Source organism: Caulobacter sp. (assembly GCF_965279145.1).
Lineage (GTDB): Bacteria > Pseudomonadota > Alphaproteobacteria > Caulobacterales > Caulobacteraceae > Caulobacter.
Genome location: NZ_OZ257139.1, coordinates 4405702 through 4430073 on the forward strand (window position 1 = coordinate 4405702; position 24372 = coordinate 4430073).

24 protein-coding genes and 1 tRNA gene are annotated in these 24372 nt (G+C 66.5%); 10 read left to right on the forward strand and 15 right to left on the reverse strand.

Annotated elements, in window-relative coordinates; all coding sequences use genetic code 11:
- The first annotated feature begins 21 nt into the window (after window positions 1-21).
- From ACQY9P_RS20740 to ACQY9P_RS20755, 4 genes are all read left to right on the forward strand, one after another.
- Window positions 22-1569, forward strand: a complete 1548-nt coding sequence (locus tag ACQY9P_RS20740) for a carboxylesterase/lipase family protein (protein ID WP_421737367.1) — start codon at window positions 22-24, stop codon at window positions 1567-1569.
- Window positions 1570-1679: 110 nt separating this feature from the next.
- Complete coding sequence (locus ACQY9P_RS20745; RefSeq protein WP_428151685.1) at window positions 1680-3533, forward strand: glycoside hydrolase family 9 protein; 1854 nt, start codon at window positions 1680-1682, stop codon at window positions 3531-3533.
- 109 nt (window positions 3534-3642) lie between these two features.
- Window positions 3643-5502 (forward strand): ATP-binding protein, encoded by a 1860-nt coding sequence (locus ACQY9P_RS20750; protein WP_421737365.1) that lies wholly within the window; start codon window positions 3643-3645, stop codon window positions 5500-5502.
- 74 nt (window positions 5503-5576) lie between these two features.
- Window positions 5577-5651 (forward strand) — tRNA-Gly (locus ACQY9P_RS20755).
- A gap of 22 nt (window positions 5652-5673) precedes the next feature.
- Here the strand turns inward: ACQY9P_RS20755 and ACQY9P_RS20760 are convergent.
- Window positions 5674-6648, reverse strand: coding sequence for a UDP-glucuronic acid decarboxylase family protein (locus ACQY9P_RS20760; protein WP_421737364.1), 975 nt, complete (start codon window positions 6646-6648; stop codon window positions 5674-5676).
- Window positions 6649-6801: 153 nt separating this feature from the next.
- Between ACQY9P_RS20760 and ACQY9P_RS20765 the strand changes: the two genes are divergently transcribed.
- Complete coding sequence (locus ACQY9P_RS20765) at window positions 6802-7407, forward strand: HD domain-containing protein (protein ID WP_421737363.1); 606 nt, start codon at window positions 6802-6804, stop codon at window positions 7405-7407.
- Window positions 7408-7421: 14 nt separating this feature from the next.
- Here ACQY9P_RS20765 and ACQY9P_RS20770 read toward each other — a convergent pair whose 3' ends face one another.
- Window positions 7422-7796 carry a c-type cytochrome gene (locus ACQY9P_RS20770; protein ID WP_421737362.1) on the reverse strand — a complete coding sequence of 125 codons (375 nt, stop codon included), beginning with the start codon at window positions 7794-7796 and terminating at the stop codon, window positions 7422-7424.
- Window positions 7796-9154, reverse strand: a complete 1359-nt coding sequence (locus ACQY9P_RS20775) for a hypothetical protein (protein ID WP_421737361.1) — start codon at window positions 9152-9154, stop codon at window positions 7796-7798. Before ACQY9P_RS20775 ends, ACQY9P_RS20770 begins: the two co-directional genes overlap by 1 nt.
- A 186-nt stretch (window positions 9155-9340) precedes the next feature.
- Here ACQY9P_RS20775 and ACQY9P_RS20780 point away from each other — a divergent pair, with 186 nt between their 5' ends.
- Window positions 9341-9922 carry a cytochrome b gene (locus ACQY9P_RS20780; RefSeq protein WP_421737360.1) on the forward strand — a complete coding sequence of 194 codons (582 nt, stop codon included), beginning with the start codon at window positions 9341-9343 and terminating at the stop codon, window positions 9920-9922.
- A gap of 150 nt (window positions 9923-10072) precedes the next feature.
- Here ACQY9P_RS20780 and ACQY9P_RS20785 read toward each other — a convergent pair whose 3' ends face one another.
- The 8 genes from ACQY9P_RS20785 to ACQY9P_RS20820 form a co-directional block, all read right to left on the reverse strand.
- Window positions 10073-10963 carry a TraB/GumN family protein gene (locus ACQY9P_RS20785; protein ID WP_421737359.1) on the reverse strand — a complete coding sequence of 297 codons (891 nt, stop codon included), beginning with the start codon at window positions 10961-10963 and terminating at the stop codon, window positions 10073-10075.
- A gap of 73 nt (window positions 10964-11036) precedes the next feature.
- Entirely contained in the window at window positions 11037-11930 is an 894-nt protein-coding gene (locus ACQY9P_RS20790) for an alpha/beta fold hydrolase (protein WP_421737358.1), read from the reverse strand.
- Window positions 11931-12003: 73 nt separating this feature from the next.
- Window positions 12004-12678 (reverse strand): hypothetical protein, encoded by a 675-nt coding sequence (locus ACQY9P_RS20795; RefSeq protein ID WP_421737357.1) that lies wholly within the window; start codon window positions 12676-12678, stop codon window positions 12004-12006.
- 25 nt (window positions 12679-12703) lie between these two features.
- Window positions 12704-12898: a helix-turn-helix transcriptional regulator gene (locus ACQY9P_RS20800; RefSeq protein WP_421737356.1), complete on the reverse strand. Its 195-nt coding sequence runs from the start codon at window positions 12896-12898 to the stop codon at window positions 12704-12706.
- Window positions 12895-13296 (reverse strand): hypothetical protein, encoded by a 402-nt coding sequence (locus ACQY9P_RS20805; RefSeq protein WP_421737355.1) that lies wholly within the window; start codon window positions 13294-13296, stop codon window positions 12895-12897. Before ACQY9P_RS20805 ends, ACQY9P_RS20800 begins: the two co-directional genes overlap by 4 nt.
- Window positions 13297-13319: 23 nt before the next feature.
- Window positions 13320-13760: a hypothetical protein gene (locus tag ACQY9P_RS20810; RefSeq protein WP_421737354.1), complete on the reverse strand. Its 441-nt coding sequence runs from the start codon at window positions 13758-13760 to the stop codon at window positions 13320-13322.
- A gap of 125 nt (window positions 13761-13885) precedes the next feature.
- Entirely contained in the window at window positions 13886-14185 is a 300-nt protein-coding gene (locus ACQY9P_RS20815; protein WP_421737353.1) for a hypothetical protein, read from the reverse strand.
- A 389-nt stretch (window positions 14186-14574) separates the two neighbouring features.
- A complete protein-coding gene (locus ACQY9P_RS20820; protein WP_421737352.1) occupies window positions 14575-15603 on the reverse strand; it encodes a 2'-deoxycytidine 5'-triphosphate deaminase in 1029 nt (342 codons plus the stop codon).
- Window positions 15604-15762: 159 nt separating this feature from the next.
- Between ACQY9P_RS20820 and metZ the strand changes: the two genes are divergently transcribed.
- Together metZ and apaG are read left to right on the forward strand one after the other, a co-directional pair.
- Entirely contained in the window at window positions 15763-16947 is a 1185-nt protein-coding gene (gene metZ / locus ACQY9P_RS20825) for an O-succinylhomoserine sulfhydrylase (protein WP_421737351.1), read from the forward strand.
- Window positions 16928-17392 carry a Co2+/Mg2+ efflux protein ApaG gene (gene apaG, locus ACQY9P_RS20830; protein ID WP_421737350.1) on the forward strand — a complete coding sequence of 155 codons (465 nt, stop codon included), beginning with the start codon at window positions 16928-16930 and terminating at the stop codon, window positions 17390-17392. The genes metZ and apaG overlap by 20 nt, the downstream gene beginning before the upstream one ends.
- Before the next feature lie 125 nt (window positions 17393-17517).
- On the opposite strand, the gene ACQY9P_RS20835 is transcribed toward apaG, so the two are convergent.
- The 4 genes from ACQY9P_RS20835 to ACQY9P_RS20850 all read right to left on the reverse strand — a co-directional run bounded on the left by ACQY9P_RS20835 (window position 17518) and on the right by ACQY9P_RS20850 (window position 21880).
- Window positions 17518-18423, reverse strand: coding sequence for an Hsp33 family molecular chaperone (locus ACQY9P_RS20835; RefSeq protein WP_421737349.1), 906 nt, complete (start codon window positions 18421-18423; stop codon window positions 17518-17520).
- Window positions 18424-18645: 222 nt separating this feature from the next.
- Window positions 18646-19581, reverse strand: a complete 936-nt coding sequence (gene argF, locus ACQY9P_RS20840; protein WP_421737348.1) for an ornithine carbamoyltransferase — start codon at window positions 19579-19581, stop codon at window positions 18646-18648.
- Between the two features lie 115 nt (window positions 19582-19696).
- A complete protein-coding gene (locus ACQY9P_RS20845) occupies window positions 19697-20917 on the reverse strand; it encodes an aspartate aminotransferase family protein (RefSeq protein ID WP_421737347.1) in 1221 nt (406 codons plus the stop codon).
- A 141-nt stretch (window positions 20918-21058) separates the two neighbouring features.
- Window positions 21059-21880 (reverse strand): ABC transporter permease, encoded by an 822-nt coding sequence (locus ACQY9P_RS20850; RefSeq protein ID WP_421737346.1) that lies wholly within the window; start codon window positions 21878-21880, stop codon window positions 21059-21061.
- A gap of 326 nt (window positions 21881-22206) precedes the next feature.
- On the opposite strand from ACQY9P_RS20850, the gene ACQY9P_RS20855 reads away from it, so the two are divergent.
- Together ACQY9P_RS20855 and xseA are read left to right on the forward strand one after the other, a co-directional pair.
- Window positions 22207-22746, forward strand: coding sequence for a GcrA family cell cycle regulator (locus tag ACQY9P_RS20855; protein ID WP_421737345.1), 540 nt, complete (start codon window positions 22207-22209; stop codon window positions 22744-22746).
- A 77-nt stretch (window positions 22747-22823) separates the two neighbouring features.
- The gene (gene xseA / locus ACQY9P_RS20860) at window positions 22824-24356 is read left to right on the forward strand and encodes an exodeoxyribonuclease VII large subunit (RefSeq protein WP_421737344.1); all 1533 of its coding nucleotides are present in this window, start codon (window positions 22824-22826) and stop codon (window positions 24354-24356) included.
- Window positions 24357-24372: the final 16 nt, after the last annotated feature.

The window sequence follows — 24372 nt, forward strand, 5'->3', positions numbered from 1 at the left end:
TCGCAACAGCCGGGCCGTCCCATGTCCTTCCGCGCCGCCTTCATCGCCCTGACACTGACAGCGCTGGCCACCGTCGCCAGCGCCCAAACCGTAACCGGCGGCAGGCTGGCGCCGCCCAAGGCTGACGCGTTCGGGATCAAGGCCTACAAGGGTGTCCCCTACGCCGCGCCGCCGATCGGCGACCTGCGCTGGCGCGCCCCGGCGCCCGTTGTCGCCTGGACGGGCGAGCGCCGCACGGATCGCTTCGCGCCCAATTGCCTCCAGCCCAAGGTCTATGCCGACCTGGACCCTTTCACGCCGGGCATGTCGGAGGACTGCCTGTACCTAAACGTGTGGAGCCCGGCCAAGACGGGCGGGTCCCTGCCGGTGTTCTTCTGGATCCACGGCGGCGGCTATGCGGCCGGCTCGGGCGCCGAGCCGCGCCACGACGGCGTGGCCTTGGCGAAAAAGGGCGTGGTGGTGGTGACCATCAACTATCGCCTGGGCCCGTTGGGCTTCTTCGCCCATCCGGAGCTGACCCGGGAATCGCCCAACAGGGCCAGCGGCGACCAGGCCCTGGCCGACATGATCGCCGCTCTGCGCTGGGTTAAGGCCAATATCGCCCTGCTGGGTGGCGATCCCGACCGGGTCACCATCGCCGGCGAGTCGGCGGGCTCCGACGCCGTCAGCAGGCTGATGAGCTCGCCCCAGGCCAAGGGCCTGTTCCATCGCGCCATCGGCCAAAGCGGTTCGGCGTTCGGCACGTTGGGGCGCGACGACAGTCTGGCGGATGCGGAAGCGGCCGGGCTGCGCTTCGCCAAGGCGTTCGGCGGTGATGACCTGGCCGCCCTGCGCCGCCGCTCCTCGGCCGAGATCCTGGCGATGTGGACGTCTCCCGGCCTGAACGTCCCCTACCGCCCCATTCTTGACGGTTGGATCCTGCCGAAGGGCGCGGCCGAGACCTTCGCGGCGCGCCAACAGAACGACGTGCCGCTGCTGACCGGCTGGAACCGCGACGAGGGCAGCCTGATGGAAGGCGGCGTGTTCGGCGCCGCCAGCCTGGCCGATACCCTCAAGATACGGTTCGGCGACCGCGCGACGGAAGCCGCCAAGTTCTATCCCTCGGAGACACCCGAGCAGATGATCCGCTCACGGATCAGCTTCGCCGGCGACGCCTGGATGGGCCTGCCCACCTGGTCCTGGGCCGTGGCGCAGACACGCTCGGGCAAGGCGCCCACCTATCTCTATCGCTTCGACCACGCCCCCAAGGTCCCCGCCGACTGGTTCGGCGCAAACAATCGCGGCAAGTCCCTCGGGGCCTTCCACTCGGCCGACATCGTCTATGTGTTCGACCATCCCGAGATCATCGGGACCTGGACGACGGACGCCACCGACCGGCGGGTCGCCGACCAGATGTCGTCCTACTGGGTCAACTTCGCGAAAACCGGCGATCCCAATGGCCCCGGACTGCCCGTCTGGCCGGCCTATGCGCCCGAGGGCGACGCCCGCAAGATGCTGATCGGCGCGGAGACCGGCGCGACGCCCGATCCGGATCTGGCGCGGCTGCGGTTCTTGGCCGAGGGTCGCTGAGCGAAATTCTGTTGGCGACAACGCTGTCAGGTTACCGCTAACCTGCCATCGAGGCGCGCGAGACGATGCGCCGAGACGGTAGGAAACCCATGCCCAGGCTCTGCTCCGCGATGGCGGCGATCGCCCTGACATTCGCCTTCGCCGGCGACGCCCTTGCCGCCGAAGAACCCGCGCGCGAGATTCGTCTAAACCAGCTTGGCTTGGAGGTCGCGGGACCCAAACGCGCGATGTTGGCCCACCCTTCAATGACTCCACTCCCCTGGACCCTGCGCGATGCAAAGGGCGAGACTGTCGCCCGTGGCCGGACCAGGGTGTTCGGGGATGACGCCGCTTCGGGCGAGCACGTCCACCAGATCGACTTCAGCGGCTTCCGCAAGGCCGGCGACGGCTATCGCCTGACCGTCGGCGCCCTCGAGAGCCGCCCCTTCGCGATCGACGGTCGACTGTATGGCGCGTTGAAGGCCGACGCGCTGGGCTTCTTCTATCAGAACCGCAGCGGCATCCCGATCGAGGCGCGGTTTGTTCAAAGACCAGATCTGGCCCGCCCCGCGGGCCACGCACAGGACAGGGCGACCTGCTTCAACAAGGCCGACGAACGCGGCCAGGTCTGGGCGGGTTGCGACTACACGCTCGACGCGAGTCATGGCTGGTACGACGCCGGCGACCACGGGAAATACGTGGTCAATGGCGGCATCTCGGTCTGGACGCTCCTGAACGTACACGAACGCGCGGCCGTGCTGGGCCGGACGGCGACCCTGGCCGCCTTCGCCGACGGCAAGGGACGTATCCCCGAAGACGCCAACGGGGTCTCCGATCTGCTGGACGAGGCCCGCTGGGAGCTGGACTTCCTGCTGGCGATGCAGATTCCGGCGGGCAAGACCCTGGAGCTGCCGGTCGAGATGCAGCATCCCGGCCCCGCCGGAAGGCTGGTCCTGACGCCGGTCGACGCCTCGGGCATGGCCCACCAGCGGCTGGCGGACGAACACTGGACCGCTCTGCCCACCGCACCGGCGGACGACAGGGAAACCCGCTATCTCTATCACCCGACCACCGCCGCGACCCTGAACCTGGCGGCCGCCGCGGCGCAGGCGGCGCGAATCTGGAAGACCATCGACCCGGCCTTCTCGGCCCGCTGCCTGGACGCGGCCACGCGCGCCTATGCCGCCGCGCGGCGCAACCCGGAGATCTACGCCCTGGGCGCCTTCACCGGCAGCGGCGGGTATGGCGACTCCAATCTGGAGGATGAGTTCTACTGGGCGACCGCCGAGCTCTACGCGACCACGGGCGCACCCGAATATGAAACCGCCCTTCGCGCCTCGCCGCTGTTCCTGGCCGGACCTTCCACCGGCGGCAAGCCGACCGGCGACATCAGCTGGGGCTCGGTCGGGGCGCTGGGAACCGTTACCCTGGCGCTGGCGCCCAACGGCCTGAAGCCCGCCGAGATCGCGACCGCCCGCGCCAACCTGATCGCCAGCGCCGACCGCTACCTGGCCGACGCGGCCAGCCAGGGCTATGGCCTGCCCTATGCGGCGGCCGGCTATCCCTGGGGCTCCAATTCCTCGATCCTGAACCGGGCGATGGTGCTGGGCCTGGCCTACGACTTCAGCGGCAAGAGCGCCTATCGCGACGGCGCGGTTGACGCCATGGACTATGTGCTGGGCCGCAACCCGCTGGACCGCTCCTACGTCACCGGCTTCGGGGCGCGACCCATGCTTCATCCGCACCACCGCTTCTGGGCGCGGCAGGCTGAAGCGCGCTACCCCGCGCCGCCGGCGGGCGTGCTGTCGGGCGGCCCCAATTCGACCAGCATGGGCGATCCGGTGGCAAGGGAGATGAAGGGCCGCTGCGCGCCCCAGACGTGCTGGAGCGACGACTACCGCGCCTTCACCCAAAATGAGGTGGCCATCAACTGGAACGCCCCGCTGTTCTGGGTGGCCGCCTGGCTGGACGAGCCCGCCGACTAGGGCCCCGCCACCGGCAAAGCCGCGCGGCGTTTTGTCGCTTCGATTGGCATACCCTCGTTCACCTCGCGCGGTCTAGACAGGCAAACGTTTGTTTTCAGAGCAACGAACCATGCGACCTGACGAAGCGGAGGAGACGTCCAAGGGGGGAGCCCTGAAGCTCGCCCTGCTGGGTCATGCGCATCGCAACAGCCTGGCGACCATGGCGGTGCAGGCCGCCACCGCGATCGGAATCTGCTTTATAGCCCCGGCCCGGGAACGCCCGGTCTATCTGGTCTGGCTGGCGATCGTCCTGATCCTGCTGGGCGCCCGGATGGCGATAGACCGCCTGCTCGGCGCGGCGCTGGCCGGCCGCTTCATGGCCGACCGGCTTTCGCTGCTGGCGCGGGCCCACCGGCTGGGCCTGCTGCTCAGCGCCGTCCTTTGGGCGACGCTGGCCTGCGCGCGTATCCCGGTCGAGGACGTCGCCACGCGCTACGCCATGATCATCGTCCTGTCGGCCCTGGCCGGCGGCGCGGTCGGCGTCCTCTCACCGCTGAAGTGGACCGGGCGGATCTATGTCTCGCTGATGTTGCTGCCCGCATCGCTGACTCTGCTCATGAACAGGGGGGTCGACACCACCCTGGGCGTGCTGGGTCTGATCTTCTGGGTCGTGATGCTGGTGGGCCACCGCAACAACCACGCCCTGCTGCTGGACTGCCTCAGGCTGCGCGACGAGAACCGCGAACTGCTGGAAGACATCGCGCGGCGCAATCACCATACCGGCCTGGCTAACCAGGAGCTGGAAATCCGCGTACGCGCCCGCACCGAGGAGCTGGAACGCGTTTCCGAAGAAGCCCAGGTCGCCAACCGCGCCAAGTCGCAGTTCCTGGCCACCGTCAGCCACGAGTTGCGTACGCCTCTGAACGCCATTTTCGGCGAGGGCCAGTTGCTGGGCCGGGAGCCTTTGGCGCCGCCACAGATGGCGCGCGTCAAGGTGATCACATCGGCATCCCGCGTCATGCGGCAACTCATCGACGACATTCTGGATATCTCGCAGATCGAGGCCGGCGGCCTGCAGTTGCGCCCCAATGCGTTCTCGCTCGAAACCTTCACCCAGGATCTACGGGAGCTCTATCGGCCCATGGCCGAGGAGCGCGGCCTGACCTTGGTGATCTCCATTCAACCGGGCATGGCGACCTTCCGGCGCGGCGACCAGGACCGACTCCGCCAGATCGCCTGCAACCTGATCTCCAACGCCCTGAAATTCACCCGGACCGGCGGCATCACGGTGAAGATCACCGGCGACGACCAGACGCTCAAGCTGTCTGTGATCGATACCGGCATCGGCGTGGACCGTAAGGATCACGACGCGATCTTCCAGCGCTTCGTTCAGGTCGACAATTCCTCCACCCGCCAGGTCGGCGGCATCGGGCTGGGCCTAGCCATCTGCCGCGAGCTATCCGAACGCATGGGAGGCTCGCTGACGGTCATGTCGGCCCTGGGCGTTGGCGCGCGTTTCGACTTCACCGCGCCGATGCCCTCGGTGATCTCCGCCGAAACGGCGGCCGAAGCGGCGCTTGAGGACGACTGGGCCGAAGCCGCCGGCGACACGCCGACATCCCTGCTGGTCGTGGACGACAACCCCGTCAATCGTCGTATCCTCGCCGCCCTGGTCGAGCCGTTCGGGGTAACCTGTGGTTTCGCCGCCAGCGGCAAGGAAGCCGTCGAAGCCTGGCGTCGCCAACCGTGGGACGCGATCTTCATGGACGTGCACATGCCCGACATGGACGGCCTGGAGGCCACGCGGGTCATCCGGTCGGAAGAGGCCCGGATCGGCGCCGTTCGCACGCCGATCATCGCCGTCACCGCCAGCGTGCTCAATCACGAGATCGATGGCTATCGATCGGCGGGCATGGACGACATTCTGCCCAAGCCCATAGAGAGCGCGGCCCTGGCCGTCATGCTGGCGCGCTGCGTCGCCGTGGCCTGATCGCGTGCGCGACGGTTTCCGCCGCTCCGCCCTTGAGAACGCCGTCGAGACCCGCTAGACGACCCGAACGCCGCGCGGGCGTAGCTCAGAGGTAGAGCGTCTGCTTCCCAAGCAGAATGTCGTGGGTTCGATTCCCATCGCCCGCTCCAGGCCTTTTCCCGCCCTCAGAGCCTAAGCTTCGACCAGCCCCTTGCCCAGCAGGGCCCGGAAGTGGGCGATGGTCTTGCCAAGACCTTCCTTCAGCTGGGTCTTGGGCTCCCAGTCCAGCGCCGACTTGGCCAGGGTGATGTCGGGCTGACGCTGGCGGGGGTCGTCCTGTGGCAGGGGCTTGCGCTCGATCACCGAGGTCGAACCGATCTGGGCGATCGTCTCCTGGGCCAGCTCCAGGATCGTGAACTCGTTGGGATTGCCGATATTGACCGGGCCGGTGAAGCCGGCGGGCGTGGCCATCATCCGGATGAAGCCTTCGACCAGATCGTCGACATAGCAGAAGCTGCGGGTCTGCGCGCCTTCGCCATAGATGGTGATCGGCTGGTTGGTCAGGGCCTGGACCACGAAGTTGCTGACGACCCGGCCGTCATTGATCGCCATGCGCGGGCCGTAGGTATTGAAGATCCGCACCACCTTGATGTCGACGCCGTCCTGGCGGAACGAGTCGAAGAACAGGGTCTCGGCGCAGCGCTTGCCCTCGTCGTAGCAGGCGCGCGGGCCGATCGGATTGACCCGGCCCCAATAGGTTTCGACCTGCGGATGGATCTCGGGATCGCCATAGACCTCGCTGGTCGAGGCCTGCATCACGCGAGCACCGGTGCGCTTGGCCAGATCCAGCATGTTGATCGCGCCCATCACATTGGTGCGCACGGTCATGACCGGGTCGTACTGATAATGGATCGGCGAGGCCGGACAGGCCAGGTTGTAGATCTGGTCCACCGGAATGAAGATCGGGTGGTTCACGTCGTGATGGACGAACTCGAAGTTCGGATGGCCCATCAGATGGGCGATGTTGTCCTTGCTGCCGGTGAACAGGTTGTCGACGCAGATCACCTGGTCGCCCCGCGCGATCAGCCGGTCGCACAGGTGAGACCCGACAAAGCCAGCCCCACCGGTGACCAGGATGCGAAGCGCGGTATGTTTCTTGGCGGACATTTTGCGGTCTCTGGGTCGGTCTCTGGGGCGGTGACGTCAACCGTGGCCTGATTTGCGTAACGGGTCTCGCCCCCTCGCTCAACAGCCGCGCGCGTTGACGGATGCGACCGACCGGCGCACCATCCCTCAAACAAATGTTCGGGGAGAGACGCCATGGCTGACGGGGAAGATCATCCGCGCGCCAAGTTCCACGCCATGACCGAGGGCACGGCCGAGGACTGGGGCATCATCGCCAACGCCTCGATGGAGTTCGGCCGCGACCTGCCCAAGCGCCTGGTCAGTCATCTGATGCTGCTGCAGGGCGACTGCGGCGGCTTCGCCATTGACCGGCTGGAGCACAGCCTGCAGACCGCCACCCGCGCCCATCAGGACGGCCGCGACGAGGAATATGTCGTCTGCGCCCTGCTGCACGACATCGGCGACATCCTGGGCCCGCGCAATCACGCCGACATCGCCGCCGCGATCGTCCAGCCGTTCGTGTCGGAGCGAAACCACTGGATGGTGGCCAACCACGCCATCTTCCAGGGCTACTACTTCTTCCACCACCTGGGCCTGGACCGCGACATGCGCGAGCAGTTCCGGGGGCATCCCGACTTTGAATATACCGCCCAGTTCGGGCACCTGTACGATCAGGAAGCCTTCGATCCGAACTTCAAGTCGATGCCGATCGAGGCTTTCGAGCCGATGCTGCACCGGGTGATGAGCACGCCCAAGCGCTCGATCTATCTGCGCAAGCCCGAGGTCGAGGCGGCCGAATAGACCGCCTCGACGCCTTACTTGTTTTCGGCCAGGAAGGCGATGACGTCGGCGCGGTCGCCCGGCTTGGACATCCCCTCGAACTTCATCTTGCCCTGCGGGGCCAGCTTCTTGGGATTGGCGATATAGCCGTCCAGCGAGGCCGGCGACCAGACGACGCCGGTTCCCGCCAGGGACGGCGAATACTCGAAGCCCGGCACGGTCCCGACCTTGCGGCCGATCACCCGAAAGAGGCTGGGCCCCTTCTTGTTGTGCAGGTTCGACGCCACGCTGTGGCACTCACTGCAGCTTTCGTCGAACAGGTCGGCGCCGCGACCGGCGTCACCGGCGTGGGCGACGCCCGCCAGGCCCAGCGCAAGCGCCAGGCATGGCAGGCTCATCAAATGACGCATCAAAAAGCGCTCCACAGGAATAGGGACAGGGTGTTGTTATCCTTGGCGTTGCGGCCTTCGCCGTCGTAGTCGGCGTGCGACCCGTTGAAGCGGGAATAGCCGACATACTGCACGCCCAGCCGCAGATTGACGTTCGGCGCGCCCCACGAGCTTTCCTGGCCAAACGGGGTCCAATCGGCCTGCAGCATGTAGCCCGAAGTGTCCGGACGGCCGGTGCGGCTGCCGATATCGGCTTCCGGCGCGAACAGGCCCTCATCGACGCTGCCGGTGGTCCGGAACAGACCCACGGTCGCGCCATAGCGGCGATCCCAATAGTAGGAGCCGTCCAGTGTGAAGCTGTCGATATTGCCCGCACGGCTCTCGGCGGCGCCCGCGGCGTAGCTGGCGTCGAAGCGGCGCTTCTCATGGATGTAGGCGGCGTTGACGCTGGCGCTGGCCTTCTTGGGCAAGCGGATCTGATAGGTCGCGTCGACGCCGATATCGGTGAAGTGATCCGTGGCGGACTCCGTGGGATCGGGTCGCAGCTTGGCGTCCAGGCCAAACAGGCCGATCGAGGCGCTGCGCCCCGCATGGTCGCGGCTATAGGCGACGCGCCAGTACGGGGCCGTGCCGTCCACCACCACGTCCTGCGACAGGTTCAGGCTCTTGAGCGCATTGTCGCTGACCGAGCGATAGCCGCCGAACTCGGCGTAGAAGCGGTCGTCGAACCAGACATAGCCCGTCGCGCCCAGAACCTGCTGACCCAGGCCGCCGGCGATCAGGGGTGACCCTGCGCGCTCGGGAACCAGATCTGGCGAGGTGTAGGGATAGCCCCAGGCCGGCGTTGAGTTCCAGACATCCTGGACAGTGGGGTTGTTGTTGATCGACGCGCCGATGACGGCGTCCTTGCCGCCCAGCTTGATCTCTTTGGCGACCCGGATGTCCATGTTGTCGAGCGAGGCCTTCCGCTCGATGCCGGAATAGGTGCCCTGGATGAAAGCGCCCAGCCCCGGCGCGAGCTTGCCCGCCAGGAACAGCGAGACTTCCTGCAGGGCGAAATTGTCATTGGTCTTGAAGTGCGGCGCGGCTTCCGACTGGGCGGCGGCGGTGTGGGTGTAGTTGGCGACGGCCATCACGGCCAGCTTGTAGTCATTCTTGGCCTGCACGCCGCTCCATGAGCTGGTCGCGCCATACCCCTCAAGCTTGAACATCCGACCATGGGTCGTCAGCTGGGGACCGTATCCGCCGACGTGGCAGGCGGCGCACTCTTCGCCGGTCTGCCGGGAAAAGGATGGCAGAGCGGACGCCGGCGAGGCCTGCAGCGCCAGCAGCAAAAACCCTGGCGCGCCGACCCCCGCCAGCCGGACCATCCTGTTCAAGAGCGATTGTCCCTGTTTCACGATCTATTTCCCCTCGGATTGTTGAAGTCTTGAAAGTTGAATTATTCAGTCAGCAAAAACGTCCAAATTCGATATACAGTCTCTTTTTCAAGAAGTATTTGACAAAATAATTTTCGATATCCGATAATAAAAGACAGAAAATAAATGACCTTGAGAGACGTTATCATGACGAATGAATTCGATAATTCTCAAAATGAGAAATCTCTGAAACCCAATCAATTCAAAACACCTCAAATCGCGATCCATTGGGCCACTCTGGCGCTGGTCGCGATTGTGATCGCCATAGGGTTTGGGAGCGACCTGATCGAGGCGCGCGCCACCAAGCATCTGGCGATGGACATCCATCGCCTTCTGGGCCTGATAATCGGACTGTTGGTGCTGGCGCGGCTGGCGATGCGACTGGGCAACCGGTCGCCCGATCTCGAGACGCCTCTGCCGTTGCGACTGGCGGGCGCGGCCTCGCAAGGCGCGATGTATCTGCTGCTGGTGGGGATGCCGATCATCGGGCTGATGCAGACCAGCGCCGCGCGGGCTCATCCGACCCTGTTCGGCGTCATCCCCCTGCCGGTCCTGACGGCGCATGACCGGGATCTGGCCGACAGTCTGGGCGAATGGCACGAGCGGGGAGCGTGGGTGCTGATCGCCGTGATCGGCCTGCACGCGGCGGCCGCCCTCTGGCATCACTACGGGCGCAAGGATGACGTCCTGACGCGCATGGCGCCCTGGATCAAAACACGTCGCGCCTGACATACTCGCCGCCCCACTGACGCGCACCGGCCAGCGTTGCGCGTCAGTGAGACGACATGAGGCCCTACATGCCTCAAAGGTTCTTGGGCTTATTTTTGGACTGTATCGAAGGGCGGGGCGGCCAGACAGATCCGGCCGCCCCCAGCCCCGCTATTGAACGCGCTCGGCGTTGACGCCCAGCTTGGCCAGTTGAACCTGAACGCTGTCGGGCCCGACCAGGTGGCCCGCGCCGACGGCGACGAAGCTGACGCCCGAGCCGTCGAGCTTCGCCTTCAGCTTCTGGGCCCAGTCGATGTTGCGATCGGTCAGCAGCACCTCATAGACGTCGGCGTATTCGGCCTTCATCTCGGTGACAAACTCGGTTTCGAGCTGCTGGACGTCGCCGGCCGCCCAGGCGCTGACCATCTTGTCGATCTTGGCGGGGCCTTCGGCGGCGTCATCGAGCGTGGACTTCAGCATCTCGACCTCGGTCTTGACCGGCATGTCGGCGAAGAACCGGATCTGCTGCTCGGCGGTCTCGAAGGACGAGGCCGGCTTGCCGGCGGCCTTCATGTCGGCCTGCACCACCTGCTCGACCCCGCTCTTGGGATCATAGCCCGCCTTGATGACCGGCAGCATGGCCAGGGAGATCGAGGCCAACCAGGGCCGCATCATCTCCAGCGCCTGGGGCGGCACGCCCGCCCCCTGAGCCAGGGTCTGGGCGCGCTTGAGGTCTTCCGGGTTCAGCTTCTTGGACAGCGGCGTGGCCTGATCGACGCCGTATTTTAGAACCAGCGGCTGCATCAGCGCCGGATCATCGGCGCCCAGCACCTCGATCACCAGATCGTCGCTGGCCTTCAGGGCGCCGTCGATGCGCGCCGAACGCCACTGGGTGTCGGGCTTCAGCACGTGGATGGTGCCGAACAGGTAGATCGTGGAGTCCTTGTCCTTGATCGCCCACAGGGCGGGCTCGGCCATGGCCGGCGCGGCGGCGCCCAGCAGCAGGACGGACACCAGGCCAAGGGCGGCGCGGCGGGCGGGCTTGAAGAAGGTCGAGAGCATGGAAGTCCCTTTGCTTGAGTTTGAAAACTTGGGGCTGAACGGCGGCCGGGCGCAATGGCGCAGGCCCAGCCGGCTATTTCAGGAAGCGATCCACCGCTGCGGCGAAGGCGGCGGGCTGGTCCAGCATGATGAAGTGGAATGAACCGTCGATCCGCTCCAGCCTGACACCCCGCAGGGCCGCATAGGCGCCCGCATAGGTCTGATCGATCGTCGCCTGGGGCGCGCCCATGACCGGATCATAGGGATAGAGCATCGTCGTCGGGATGGTCACCGCCGCCAGTTCGCCACGCAGGTCGGTGGTCAGGACATCGTACATGGCGCGCGCCACGACCGACTGCGACGAGGCTCTGGACCACTCCAGCGCCGCCTTCAGCCCCTCGGGCGACTTGACCAGGCGCGGCATGGTCATCGCCTGCTGGGCGGCGAAAGTCTCCGGAGCCATGGCGGCCATGCCGTCGCGCATGGCGGCGGCTTGCGGCTCGACCGCCTCGACCGTGGCGCTCGGCGAGAACAGCACGGAATAGAATGGCAGGCTGTCGACGATCATCAGGCGGCTGAGATCCTCCGGATGGCGCCGGGCCAGGGCCAGGCCGGTCAGGCCGCCCATCGAGTGGCCAATCACGGCGGGCGACTTCAGTCCGGCCGACTTGATGTAGCCGTCGACGGCCTCGACCAGCGGATCGAAGACCGGACCCTCGCCGTTGCCGCCCACCGACGCCCCGGCAAAGCCCGCCACCTGGACCACGTGGACACGGTGGCTGCCGGCCAGTTGCTTGACGGTGGCGTCCCAGACGGCGCCGGACGAGGCCAGGCCGGGGATCAGGATCACGTCGGGCCCCTGCCCCGTCACGGTCACGGCAATACGGTCCGAGGGGGCCGCATGGGCGTGGTTGCCGCCGAACACGCCAATGGCGGCGAGGATGGCGATCACGCAGGCGAAGGCGCGCGCTGAAAGGCGGTGGGTCATGACGATTCCGTTCGGGTCGATGCGACGCTCAGCGCCGCGAAATGAAGAATGAAGCGGTGCGTGCCGGCCGGCGTCAGCCCAGGCCGCGGCGCCCGGCCACGATCGCGGAGATCAAGAGGTAGCCAGCCATCATCAGGCTGACCGCGTCCCACAGCGACAAGGGCGGGAGCAGGCCCAGCTTCTCGCCGGCCGCCCACAGGAACAGGGCGCCCTGCAGTATCCAGAAGGTGGCTGAGCCGGTCTCGGAAATGACGCGCCGCACCATCTCGTCGCTACGGAACCACAGGGTCAGGTTGACCACCGTCTGCAGCAGGAAGAGCGCGACAATGCCGGTCATCACCGCCGCCGAGAGTTCAAAAGGCGGCGGATCATTGACCGCGAGCACCAGGACCGGCGCCGCCAGCATCAGGCCCGCGAGCAGAGCCACAAGACCCTGCTGCCGGTAGTAGGAAGCCTGCGCCGAGGTGGCGTCGCGCTGGCTCGCGGGATCCAGCAGTCGACCCGAAGCCTTGCGGCTGAAGCTGACGGTCAGAACCATCAGCCCCGTGGCGATCAGCATGAGGGCGATGACGCCGGACAGCACGTCAGACCAGCCCAGGGTTTCGAGGCTCAACGCCCCGCCCTTTTCGAGCTTGCCGATCAGCATTCCAGAACTGAAACCAACCACCCCACCCCCAAGACCCAGAACGGCGGCGACGCGCGCCTTGGGCGTTGTGAGAAACTTCGGAAACTTCGACGCGATGGTCATGACGATGCTCCTGACTGGACGGGCCTCAGACCTCGTCCTGGAAGATGGCTTCGATGGACTGCTCGAAGAGACGGGCGATCTTGAAGGCCAGCGGCAGGCTGGGATCGTACTTGCCCGTCTCCAGGGCGTTGATGGTCTGGCGCGAGACCTCCAGCCGGTCGGCCAGATCGGCCTGGCTCCAGTCACGCTCCGCGCGGAGGACCTTCAGTCGGTTCTTCACTGATACCTCCTGCGGACAAAGGGCTGGGCCAGACCGAAGCTGCCGCAGAACAGCGGGAAGATCAGGTACAGCGGCGGATGCGGCAGCAGACCGGCGTTCTCGAGAAAGCCCCAGGCCGTCGTGAGCGTCAGGGTCACCCCGATGCCCCACAGCATCGACTGCACCAGCACCGAGCGCAGGAACTCGTCCGTTTCCTCCACCAGATAGAGGCCCATGCTCGCGATAACGGCAATCACTGGTATCGCGGGCGCGACGGCCAGGACCCAGAGCATTGGTCCGCTCGGCGACAGATGGGTGATCGACCAGAGCGCTCCGCACAGCACGGCGACGTAGCCGAGCATCGCGGGCGTGAACCGGGCCATGTAGCGGCGACCGGCGAGAGACATGGGCTGGGCCATCGTTGATCTCCTTTGCCTGGCGCTCAGCGCTGACGAACCAGCCACCAGCCGGCCCAGGTGAGCCCGTAGCCAGCGATCTGCAGAACGACCATGCCGATCAGTCCGCCCGCGACCCATTCGCTGGGCTCATGCGGACCAAACACCAGTTCGAGCCTGTTGGTGGTGACCAGGGCCATGAGCGGCAGGGCCAGGAGCAATCCACCCGAACCGCCCCAGAACCACGCGAACTTGTGGGCTTCGCGCGCCGCCTCATCGACGTTGCGCCAATAGATCAGCATGGCCCAGGCCAGGGCCGGGATCGCGACGACGGCGGAGACGACCAGCAGGGGCCGCGGGACGGCGATCTCCATGGCGCTCAGCGCGCCCCAGAGCGCGCCGGTGACACCGCCAGCCAGGCCACATCCAACCAGCACCCGCTGGGCCAACGCTTCCCGAGCGCCCTGACGCGTAACCTTCTCACCCATGACAAGCACCCTCACCTAAATGACAAGGGTATTTGTCATTCACCGGCGCGACGTGTCAAGCGTGCTTTTCATTTTGTATGGGAGAGACGACTAAATGTAAGGCGAACGCGTCGCCGCGCGGTGACCTACGCCGCCTTGGCCAGGGCGAACACGTCACGGGCGTCGTCGCCCAGAACGCCGCGCCAATGAGTGGCCTCGACCGTGTGGCGATGGAAAGCCCGACCCAGCAGACCCGTGCTGGGGCGATCGCGCATCTCCCAGCCATAACGCGAGAAGCGATCGCCAAAATCGGCCCAGCGGATCACCCGCCCGGCGGCGTCCTGCCGCCAGATGGACTTGTCGCAACCCGGGATGCGGGCGCAGCCCTCCCAAGCGCGTACGCGGGTCCGAAGGATCGAAAACGGGTCGGAATTCAAACGGGCCAAGACGCGGCCTCCTTCGACGGGGTGGCGCCGGAAACGGATCATCTTACTCGAACCGCCCGGCCCCTTACTTCTATCATTAGTATTTCTACCAATCTCGGCCACCAGATGTAGTGTGACGCAATGCCGCGACGGTCTGAAACGGGATGATCGAAGGCAAAGACCGGCGCAGGTTCGGGCCCGCACAGGCGCCGTGGGACGATCGCCGGGCGACGTTCACGTCCGCCGCTCTCGCTGTCAGGGCGACGACGCGAATCCATCCGCGCCCCGCTTTCCGCTCACGCACCATCACACTCTGGCTCGCTCGAAAACTCGTCAGGCAGAGCTAAGCGTGAGTCGGCTCGGGGCGGAGCCCGGGACAGCCGCGACCTAACGCCCCAGGACGTATCGGGTCAGGACCAGGCCTTGAAGTGCTTCGACAATTTCAGGCCCTGGCGCTGGTAGTGCGACCCACCCTCGCCATAGAGCCGGGCGGGCCGCGCGGTCAGCGGCTCATAGACCAGGCGCGCCACGGTCTGGCCGTCCTCGAGAAGAAACGGCGTCTCGTGACTGCGCACTTCCAGCACGCCCTTGGAGCCCACGGCCAGCGCCTCTTCGGTGCCGAACCCCGGATCGAAGAAGCCGGCATAGTGGACCCGGAACTCGCCGACCGACGGATCGATCGGCGTCATCTCGGCCGCCTCCATCACCGGGATCTCGATGTCGTCCTTGGACGCCAGGATATAGAACTCGCCGGGATCCAGCAGCAGCTCGCCATGGCGGGTTTCCAGCGGCTCCCAGAAGTCGCGCGGATCGTGCCCGTCCTCGTGGTCCAGGTCGACGACCCCGGCGTGGCGACGGCCCCGGAAGCCGACGATGCCGCCCATGCCGGGCGAAAGATCGACGCCGACGCTGCGGATCGACAGCTTGGCCGGTTCGCCGCGCTTCAGGCGCAACTGGTTCAGGCGGGTGCCCGACCGCACCAGCACCGAGAAGGTCTGGGGCGCGATTTCCATATAGAGCGGGCCTTCATAGCCGGCGCCCACGTCGTCGAAGGCGCGGCTGTAGTTGGTCAGCAAGCGGACGAAGACGTCTACCCGCCCCGTCGAGCTCTTGGGATTGCCGCGGGCCGAGACATTGCCCGGCAGGGCCAGGCTTTCCTGCAACTCGGCGATATAGACGCAGCCCTTTTCCAGCACCGCGCCCCGGGTCAGATCCAGCTCGTGCATGGCCACGTCCCTGAGGCGCTCGGTCACGCGTCGGCCCAGTCCCGGCAGGAACGAGGCCCGCACGCGCCAGGCGCGCGCGCCCAGGCGCAGATCAAGGCTGGCGGGCTGCACCTGGTCGACGTCGAATGGCGTCTGAGAGGTGATCGCCTCCTGGGCGATGAGGTCTTCGATGTTTTGGCAGGGCAGAATCCCTGCGGAATGGGCGTCGGTCATTGGCGCGACAGTCGCTAAAGCTCGCCTGGAAGGCAAGGCTGCAGCGACCTCGGCTCGCCTCAAGCAATTCTGATGTTGAAATCAGTCCTATCCGCCTTGACCCTGAGCGTCGCTAAACCCCTTATGCCGGCCTTTTCCGCGCCGAAGAAGGAACACCCCGTGGCCGAGGACCCGAAGGACTGGGACATCGCGACCAAGCTGATCCGCGGGGGGCTGGCGCGGTCGCAGTATATGGAGACCGCCGAGGCGCTCTACCTGACCCAGGGCTTCACCTATGACAGCGCCGAGGGCGCCGACCGCCGGTTTTCTGGCGAGGAGCCGGGCTTTGTCTATACGCGGTTCAACAACCCGACCGTGAAGATGTTCGAGGATCGCCTGGCCCTGCTGGAAGGCGCGGAAGTCTGCCGCGCCCAGGCCACGGGCATGGCCTCGATCCACATGGCCCTGATGGGTCTGGTGAAGGCCGGCGACCATGTCGTGGCCGGCCGGGCCCTGTTCGGCTCATGCCGCTGGATCATCTCCGAGTGGCTGCCGCGCTTTGGCGTCGAGACCACCTTCGTCGACGCCACCGACCCCAAGGCGTGGGAAGCGGCCATACGGCCCAACACCAAGGCCGTGCTGATCGAGACACCGTCCAACCCCGTGCTGGAGATCACCGATATCCGCGCCGTCAGCGAGATGGCGCACGCGGTCGGGGCCAAGGTCATCGTCGACAACGTCTTCGCCACCCCGATCTTCCAGCAACCGCTGACGCTGGGCGCCGACGTCGTGGTCTATTCGGCCACCAAGCACATCGACGGCCAGGGCCGCGTCCTGGGCGGAGCGATCCTGACCAGCGAAGCGATCAACGATGAATTCTATCGCGACGCCCTGCGCCACACCGGCCCGGCGCTGTCGCCGTTCAACGCGTGGGTCCTGGTCAAGGGTCTCGAGACCCTTGACCTGCGCGTGCGCCGCCAGGCTGATACCGCCTTCGCGCTGGCCAATGTGATGGCAGAGCACAAGAAGACCAAGTCTGTGCTCTATCCCTTCCGTCCCGACCATCCTGGCCACAATGTCGCCAAGTCGCAGATGACCGGCGGCGGCACCGTCGTGGCGCTGGATCTCGGGAGCCGGGAAGCCGCCTTCAAGTTCCTGAACGCGTTGGAGATTGTCGACATCTCCAACAATCTGGGCGACGCCAAGTCGATGGCCACCCACCCGCCGACCACCACCCACCGCTCGGTGCCCGAGGCCGAACGTCCATCGCTGGGCGTCACCGAGGGCGGCGTGCGCCTTTCCGTCGGCCTCGAGAGCCTTGCCGATCTGACGCGAGATGTGACCCGTGCGCTCGACCAGGCGTGAAAACTCGCTTCCGCTGCAGCGGATCCGTCGGCGTCGCGGCGCCGATGGCGGAATCTATGAGGCCCGCACGCGCGACATCGTCGTGCGCGTGGCGCCCGTCTATCTGCCCGAAGAGTCCGCCCCCGAGGAAGGTCTCTATCTGTGGTCCTACACGGTGGAGATCGAGAACCACGGCGCGGAGACCGTGCATCTGGTCGCCCGCCGCTGGTCGATCACCGACGCCCTCAACCGCTGCAACGAGGTCGAAGGTTCCGGCGTGGTCGGCGAGCAGCCCGAGCTGAAGGCCCGCGAGGCGTTCCGCTACGTCTCCAACTGCCCGCTGCCGACGTCGTCTGGCGCCATGCGCGGCAGCTATCAGATGATGACCGAGGGCGGCGATGTGTTCGACGCCGAGATTCCGGAATTCTCGCTGCACCTGCCAGGCGCGGCCAGGCGATATAACTAATCCAGCGCGCGCCGAGCCCCGTCGCCGCGCCCATCCGGGCCCTGGCTTTGGTCGTCCTGAAGCGCTGACGAGCCGGAACGGATCGAAAGAAAGCCGGCGCCCGAAGGGTCGCCGGCTTTTCCGTGTCAGACCGCTTGCGGATCCATCTGATAGACCCGCGAGCAGTACTCGCAGGTGACATGGATCTTGCCGTCCGGTTCGACCATCTCGGCCTTCTCCTCGTCGGTGAACGACTCGATGACCACGCGGATACGGTCGTCTGAGCAGCGGCAGAAGGCGTGCAGCGGCTTTTCTTCCAGCAGGCGCACGCCGTCCTCGTTGTACAGTCGCCACAGCAGGGTGGGCGTGCTGAGCAACGGATCGATCAACTCGTCCTCGCCGGTCGTCTCGAAGAAGGCCTGAGCGTGTCGCCAGGCTTCCTTGGTCTCGCCGCGCGTCTCGTCGCCGGCGATCGACTGGATCAGGATGCCGCCCGCGCGCCAGCTGGGACCTTCGCCCGTATCGACCTGGCCGACGGCCAGCCGCACGCGCGTCGGCGTCTGCTCCGACTGGGCGAAATACTGCTCGGCGCACAGGGCCAGGGTTTCGCCCTCGATCGGGGTGACGCCCTGATAGCGGTCGGTGTCCGGACCCTGGTCCAGCGTCATGATGAACACGCCACCACCCAGCAGGGTCTTGGCGCCCGGACGCACGAAACCCTCGGAGACCTTGGCGACTTCCTCGGCGTCGAACCGGCAATAGCCGCGCAGACCGCCGCTGGTGTCATAGTCGACCACCACATAGCGGACGGGACCATCGCCCTGGGCCTGGATGATCAGCCGCCCCTCGAACTTCAGGCTGGAGCCGACCAGCGCCGCCAGGGCGCAAGCCTCGCCCAGCAGATTGGCGACAGGCTCGGGATAGGCGTGATGGCTCAGCACTTCGTTCACGGCGGCGCCGAGGCGCACGACGCGGCCGCGCACAGGCAGGCCTTCGATCTGAAAGGCGGAAACGACGTCGTCGAGGACGGGAATGGCGGTGATGTCGGTCATGGGGCGGTTAGATAGGAGCTTCCGGCGAAAATGCGAGCCCCCTGGCGTCGGAACCGTAAACCGCCAGGGTTCCTATCCATAATGGGTACAGTCCAGCCAGGCGCCCATTGTCGTGCGTGAAGAGTCGGAGCACGCCAGCAAAGTCGCCGCTTTTGCCCATACGCGGCGACATAGCCGGTCAGTGTTCCAACCCCACAGGACACTGGCCGGCGCGCCCTTCCCCTAACCGATCGCGCCGAACGCCCAGGCCAGCACTGACTTCTGGGCATGGATGCGGTTTTCCGCCTCGTCCCAGGCCAGGGAGCGCGGACCGTCCAGCACGGCGTCGGTCACCTCCTCGCCGCGGTGGGCCGGCAGGCAGTGCAGGAAGACGCCGTCGGGCTTTGACAGGTCCATCAGGGCCTCGTCGACCTGATAGGGCTCAAGCGCCGCCAAGCGCTCGTCATGATCGGTATCGCCCATCGAGACCCAGGTGTCGGCCACCACCACATCGGCGCCGCGCACGGCTTCCTTGGGGTCGTCCGTCATCGTCACCAGCCCCTGCAGGTCCTGAGCGCGGGCCAGGTCCACCAGGTCGGGGTGATAGACCGCCGGACAGGCGATCTTCAGCTTGAAGCCCAGCAGCGGGGCGGCATGGATGAAGCTGGAGCAGACATTGTTGCCGTCGCCGACCCAGGCGATGGTCTTGCCGCCCACGTCGCCGCGATGCTCCTCGATCGTCAGCAGGTCGGCCATGATCTGGCACGGGTGGCTCTTGTCGGTCAGGCCGTTGATCACCGGCACGGTCGAGACCTGGGCGAAGCGTTCCACGTCGGCGTGGTTGTTGGCGCGGATCATCACCGCGTCGACCATGCGCGACAGCACCCTGGCGGTGTCCTCGATGGTCTCGCCGCGCCCCAATTGCATGTCGTTGGCGGTCGAGATAATGCCGGCGCCGCCCAGCTGACGGATCGCCGCGTCGAACGAGAAGCGGGTGCGGGTCGAGTTCTTCTGGAAGATCATCGCCAGCACGCGGCCGTCAGCCGGGGCGTCGGCGTCGACCTTGCCCTGCCCCCAGCCCTTGCGGGCGGCCTTGCGAGCCTTGGCGTCCTCAAGCATCAGGCGCAGCGTCGCGCCGTCCAGCTTCCAGAGATCGATGAAGTGCCGGGGTTGGGTCATTGCCATTCCCTCCCCGCTCTCCCCGGCGATGGCCGGGGCCCGGATACATCCGGGAAAGCAGCGGGCTTGATCTGGGTCCCGACCTTCGCCGGGAAGAGCGGAAAAGAGTGAGGCCTTAGGCGGCTGCCAGCTTGGCCCGCGCGACTTCGCAGGCCTTTTCAAGCTTGCCAATCGCCTCGCTGGCTTCCTCGATCGTCAGGTTCAGCGGCGGAAGCAGGCGCACGCAGTTGTCGCCGCCGCCAGCCACCAGCAGATGCTGGTCGCGCGCCAGAACCATGAACTCGCGGTTGTTGGGGATCAGCTTTATGCCGATCAGCAGGCCCTTGCCGCGAATGTCGACGATGACGTCCGGAAAGCGATCCTTCAGGCCGTTCAATTGCTGGGTGAAGTAGCCGGCCACGGTCTTCACGTTGTCGAGGATCTCGGGCGTGTTGATCGTGTCGAAGGCCGCCTTGCCGACCGCCATGGCCAGCGGGTTGCCGCCGAAGGTCGAGCCGTGGACGCCCACGGTCATGCCCTTGGCCGCCTCGGTGGTGGCCAGGCAGGCGCCGACCGGGAAACCACCGCCCAGGGCCTTGGCCACAGCCATGATGTGCGGCTCGCCGCCGGGCGCCCATTCATAGGCGAACAGCTTGCCGGTGCGGCCCATGCCGCATTGCACTTCGTCATAGATCAGCAGGACGCCGTGCTCGTCGCACAGCGCGCGCAGGCTGACCAGGCAGTGTTCCGGGATCGAACGCGCGCCGCCTTCGCCCTGCACGGGCTCGACGATGATCGCCGCCGTGGTCGGCAGGGCGATCGCGGCCTTGAGGGCGTCGTGATCGCCGAACTTCAGCTGGCTGTAGCCCGGCAGGCGCGGGCCAAAGCCCTCGACATAGCTGGGATTGCCCGACGCGTTCACGGCCGCGTACGAGCGCCCGTGGAACGAGCCGTCGAAGCCGAAGATCTCGGTCCGCTCGGACTGGCCGTTGGCGGTGTGATACTTGCGGGCCGTCTTCAGCGCGCACTCGATCGCCTCGGTGCCCGAGTTGGTGAAGAACACCACGTCGGCGAAGCTGTGAGCGCACAGCTTGTCGGCCAGCTCTTCCTGCTCGGGAATGCGATAGATGTTGGAGACGTGCCAGAGCTTCTCGCCCTGGGTCTTCAGCGCCTCGACCAGCACGGGGTGGGCATGGCCCAGACCGTCGGTGGCGATACCCGCCACGCAGTCCAGATACTCACCGCCGTCGGTCGAGAACAGGCGCGCGCCTCGGCCTCGCTCGAACGCCAGCGGGGCGCGGTTGTAGACGCCCATGATGTGGTGCTGCGAGGGCGTGGACGACGTCTGACTGCTCAAGACAGCCTCCCTAAAAGGAAAGAAGCCCCCGCGCTGTTCGCACGGGGACCGGAAGGCCGCAGGTTGTCGCCTTGGAACACTGATCTGTCAATGAAACTGCCGTGAAATTACGGAGCTTGGGCGCTGCAAAGGTCAGGCCCCTCAGGTCTTGAGACGATAGCCGGTGCGGAACAGGTGCCAGCACCACAGGAACAGCGCGATCGTCAGGCCCGCCGTGGTCAGCACGCCCGTCGTGATCGAGCCGTCGGCGTGGCCGATGAAGCCGTAGCGGAAGCCGTCGATCAGATAGAAGAACGGGTTGTAGTGGCTGGCCGAGCGGAACGGCTCCGGCAGCTTGTCGACCAGATAGAAGGTCCCGGACAGGAAGGTCATCGGCATGATCAGGAAGTTGGTCACCGCCGCCAGCTGGTCGAACTTCTCAGCCCAAAGGCCCGCCAGAATGCCCGCCAGGCCCAGGATCAGAGATGCGCCGACGCCGAAATAGAGCACCGGCCACAGATGGGCGACGCCCAGGCCCGCGCCCGGCAGGACGCTGATCACCAGGGCCGTGACCGCCCCCACCACCACGCCGCGCGTCGCCGCGCCCAGCGCGAACGCGCAGACCTGCTCCAGCGGCGACAGCGGCGGGGTCAGGAAGTCTGGCGTCAGGCCCATCATCTTGGCCTGGATCAGAGACGAAGATGAATTGGCGAAGGCATTGTTCAAAATGGCCATCATGATCAGGCCGGGCGCCACGAAGTGACCAAAGCTGACGCCATCCACCGCCTGGCGAGCCGGCCCCACCGCGACCACGAACACCAGCATGTAGAGCAGGGTCGTCACCACCGGCGCGGCGACGGTCTGGGTGCCCACCTTCCAGAAGCGACGGATCTCGCGCTGGTAAAGGGTGAAGAAGCCGCTCCAGTTCCAGCCGTGATAGTCACGCGGCTGCGGCGGAACGACGCTGTCTGCCATGTCTCTCATAAGCCCTGGTCCCGAATTCGCCCCGAGTTTTCGAGGATCTCGAAAACTCTGAACCCCTTAGCATTAGCGCGATTGCCGCCGAAACCGGCGTCCATTTTCAGTTACCGCGCTGATGGCATGTGCGCGTTGCGGCTTCCCGACGCAAGACCGACCCCGCCCGAATCAACATCTAGTTTCTGTGGACAGACCACTGGGCGCCCATTGTGTGATTTAACGTTTTCTTTACGATATGTTGTAGGACGACCGCCGGCGGGGCGGTCACAGCACCAGATATGGGGTCCATGGCTTGGGGAAGTCGTGGATCACGTTATTGGCGGGAGACGGGCATGAGCTGGACCGACGAACGGGTCACGACCTTGAAGAAACTCTGGCTCGACGGGCTTTCCGCCAGTCAGATCGCCAAGCAACTGGGCGGCGTTACGCGTAACGCCGTGATCGGCAAGGTGCACCGCCTGGGCCTCTCGGGCCGCGCGGCCCCCTCGCAACCGGCGCGTCCGGCCTTCAAGGCCCCGCGCCCCGCCCGCCCCGCCGCGCAGACCATGCCGTCCGCGCCGCGCCGGGTCGTCGCCCCGGAACAATCGGCCCCCGCGCCGATGACCGCCTCGGCCGTGACCAACGCGTCGCCGCCGTCGCTGCAGGCCTATCGCGATGAGCAACCCGGTTCGGCCACCGTGCTGACCCTCGGCGCTCACATGTGCAAGTGGCCGATCGGCGATCCCTCGTCGGACGGCTTCACCTTCTGCGGCCGCCGCTCGTCGGAAGGCCCCTATTGCGGCGAACACGCCCGGGTGGCCTACCAACCGCAACAATCCAAGAAGAAGGCCGGCCCGACCGAGCTGGCCCGCTCGCTGCGCCGCTACATCTAGCGGTCTGCGAACACCTATAAGAACAAGTCTCTCATGCGGCCCTCCCCGTTCGTCGGGGAGGGCCTTATGCTGTGAGCATGACCGACGTCGCCGCTCCTGATTCCAACGCGCCCGCCTATTCCGTCTCGGAACTGGCCTTTGCGCTGAAGCGCACGCTGGAGACCAGCTACGCCCACGTGCGGCTGCGCGGCGAACTGAGCAAGGTCACCCATCACGGCAACGGCCACGTCTATCTGACCATCAAGGACGACAAGGCCGCCATCGACGGCGTCGTCTGGAAGGGTTCGGTTCGAGGCCTCGGCGTGCGGCCCGAGCAGGGCCTTGAAGTCATCGTCACCGGCAAGATCACCACCTTCCCGGCCGGCTCGCGCTACCAGATCGTCATCGAGAGCATGGAGGCCGCCGGCGTCGGCGCGCTTCTGGCCCAACTGGAACGCCTCAAGGCCAAGCTGCACGGCGAAGGTCTTTTCGAGGCGGGCCGAAAGCGCCCTCTTCCGACCATGCCCGCCGTGGTCGGGGTGATCACCAGCCCGACCGGCGCGGTGATCCGCGACATCCTGCACCGCATCCGCGATCGCTGGCCGTGTCACGTGCTGGTCTGGCCGGTCGTTGTCCAGGGCGACCAGGCCGCGCTTCAGGTGGCGAACGCCATTCGCGGCTTCAACGCCATCGCGCCGGGCGAGCCCACGCCGCGTCCCGACATCCTGATCGTCGCCCGGGGCGGCGGCTCGGTGGAGGATCTTTGGGCGTTCAATGACGAAACCCTGGCCCGCACCGTGGCGGCCAGCGAGATCCCGCTGATCTCGGCCGTCGGCCACGAGACCGACACCACCCTGATCGACTTCGTCTCCGACCGCAGGGCGCCCACGCCCACGGCCGCCGCCGAGATCGCCACGCCGGTGCTCGGTGAGCTGCGGGCCTTGGTCTCGGACTATGATCGCCGCCTGAACCGCAGCGGCGCGCGGCTGATCGAGGATCGCCGCACCCGTCTGGTCAGCGCCGCGCGCGGCCTGCCCCGTCCCGCCGACTTGCTGGCCTTGGCCCAGCAACGGTTCGACATCGCCGCCGGACGGCTGGACGCCGCCCTGGGCCGCAACACCGCCGTCCACGCCCAGGCCCTGCTGCGCGTCACCGCCCGCCTGTCGCCCGAGGCCCTGGGTCGTCAGCGTCAGATGAAGGCCGACCGGCTGACCGATCTGACCCGCCGCCTGGATCTGGCCGCCCGCCGCGCGCCCGACCGCGTGGCCGAGCACGCCCGCCTGCCCGCCCTGTGGAACCGCCTCAACGCCGCCGGCGAGCGTCGCCTGCGGCGTGACGAGGATCGCCTGGCCAATCTTGAGAAGCTGCGCCAGTCGCTCAATCCGCGCCGACCTCTGGACATGGGCTTCGCCCTGGTCCGCAAGGCCGACCACTCGATCGTCCGCTCGGCCGCCAGCCTGGGCCCGGGCGACTGGGTCAGCCTGCAGTTTGGCGACGGCGATCGCAGCGCGCTGATCGACGACAGCGCGCCGCCCGCCGTCGCGCCGAGCGCTTCCCTGGCGCCGCAACCGCCCCGCCCCGCGAGGCCAAAGGCGACTACACCAAAACCTGATCAGGGCGACCTGTTCTGAGACGACGCTCTGACGT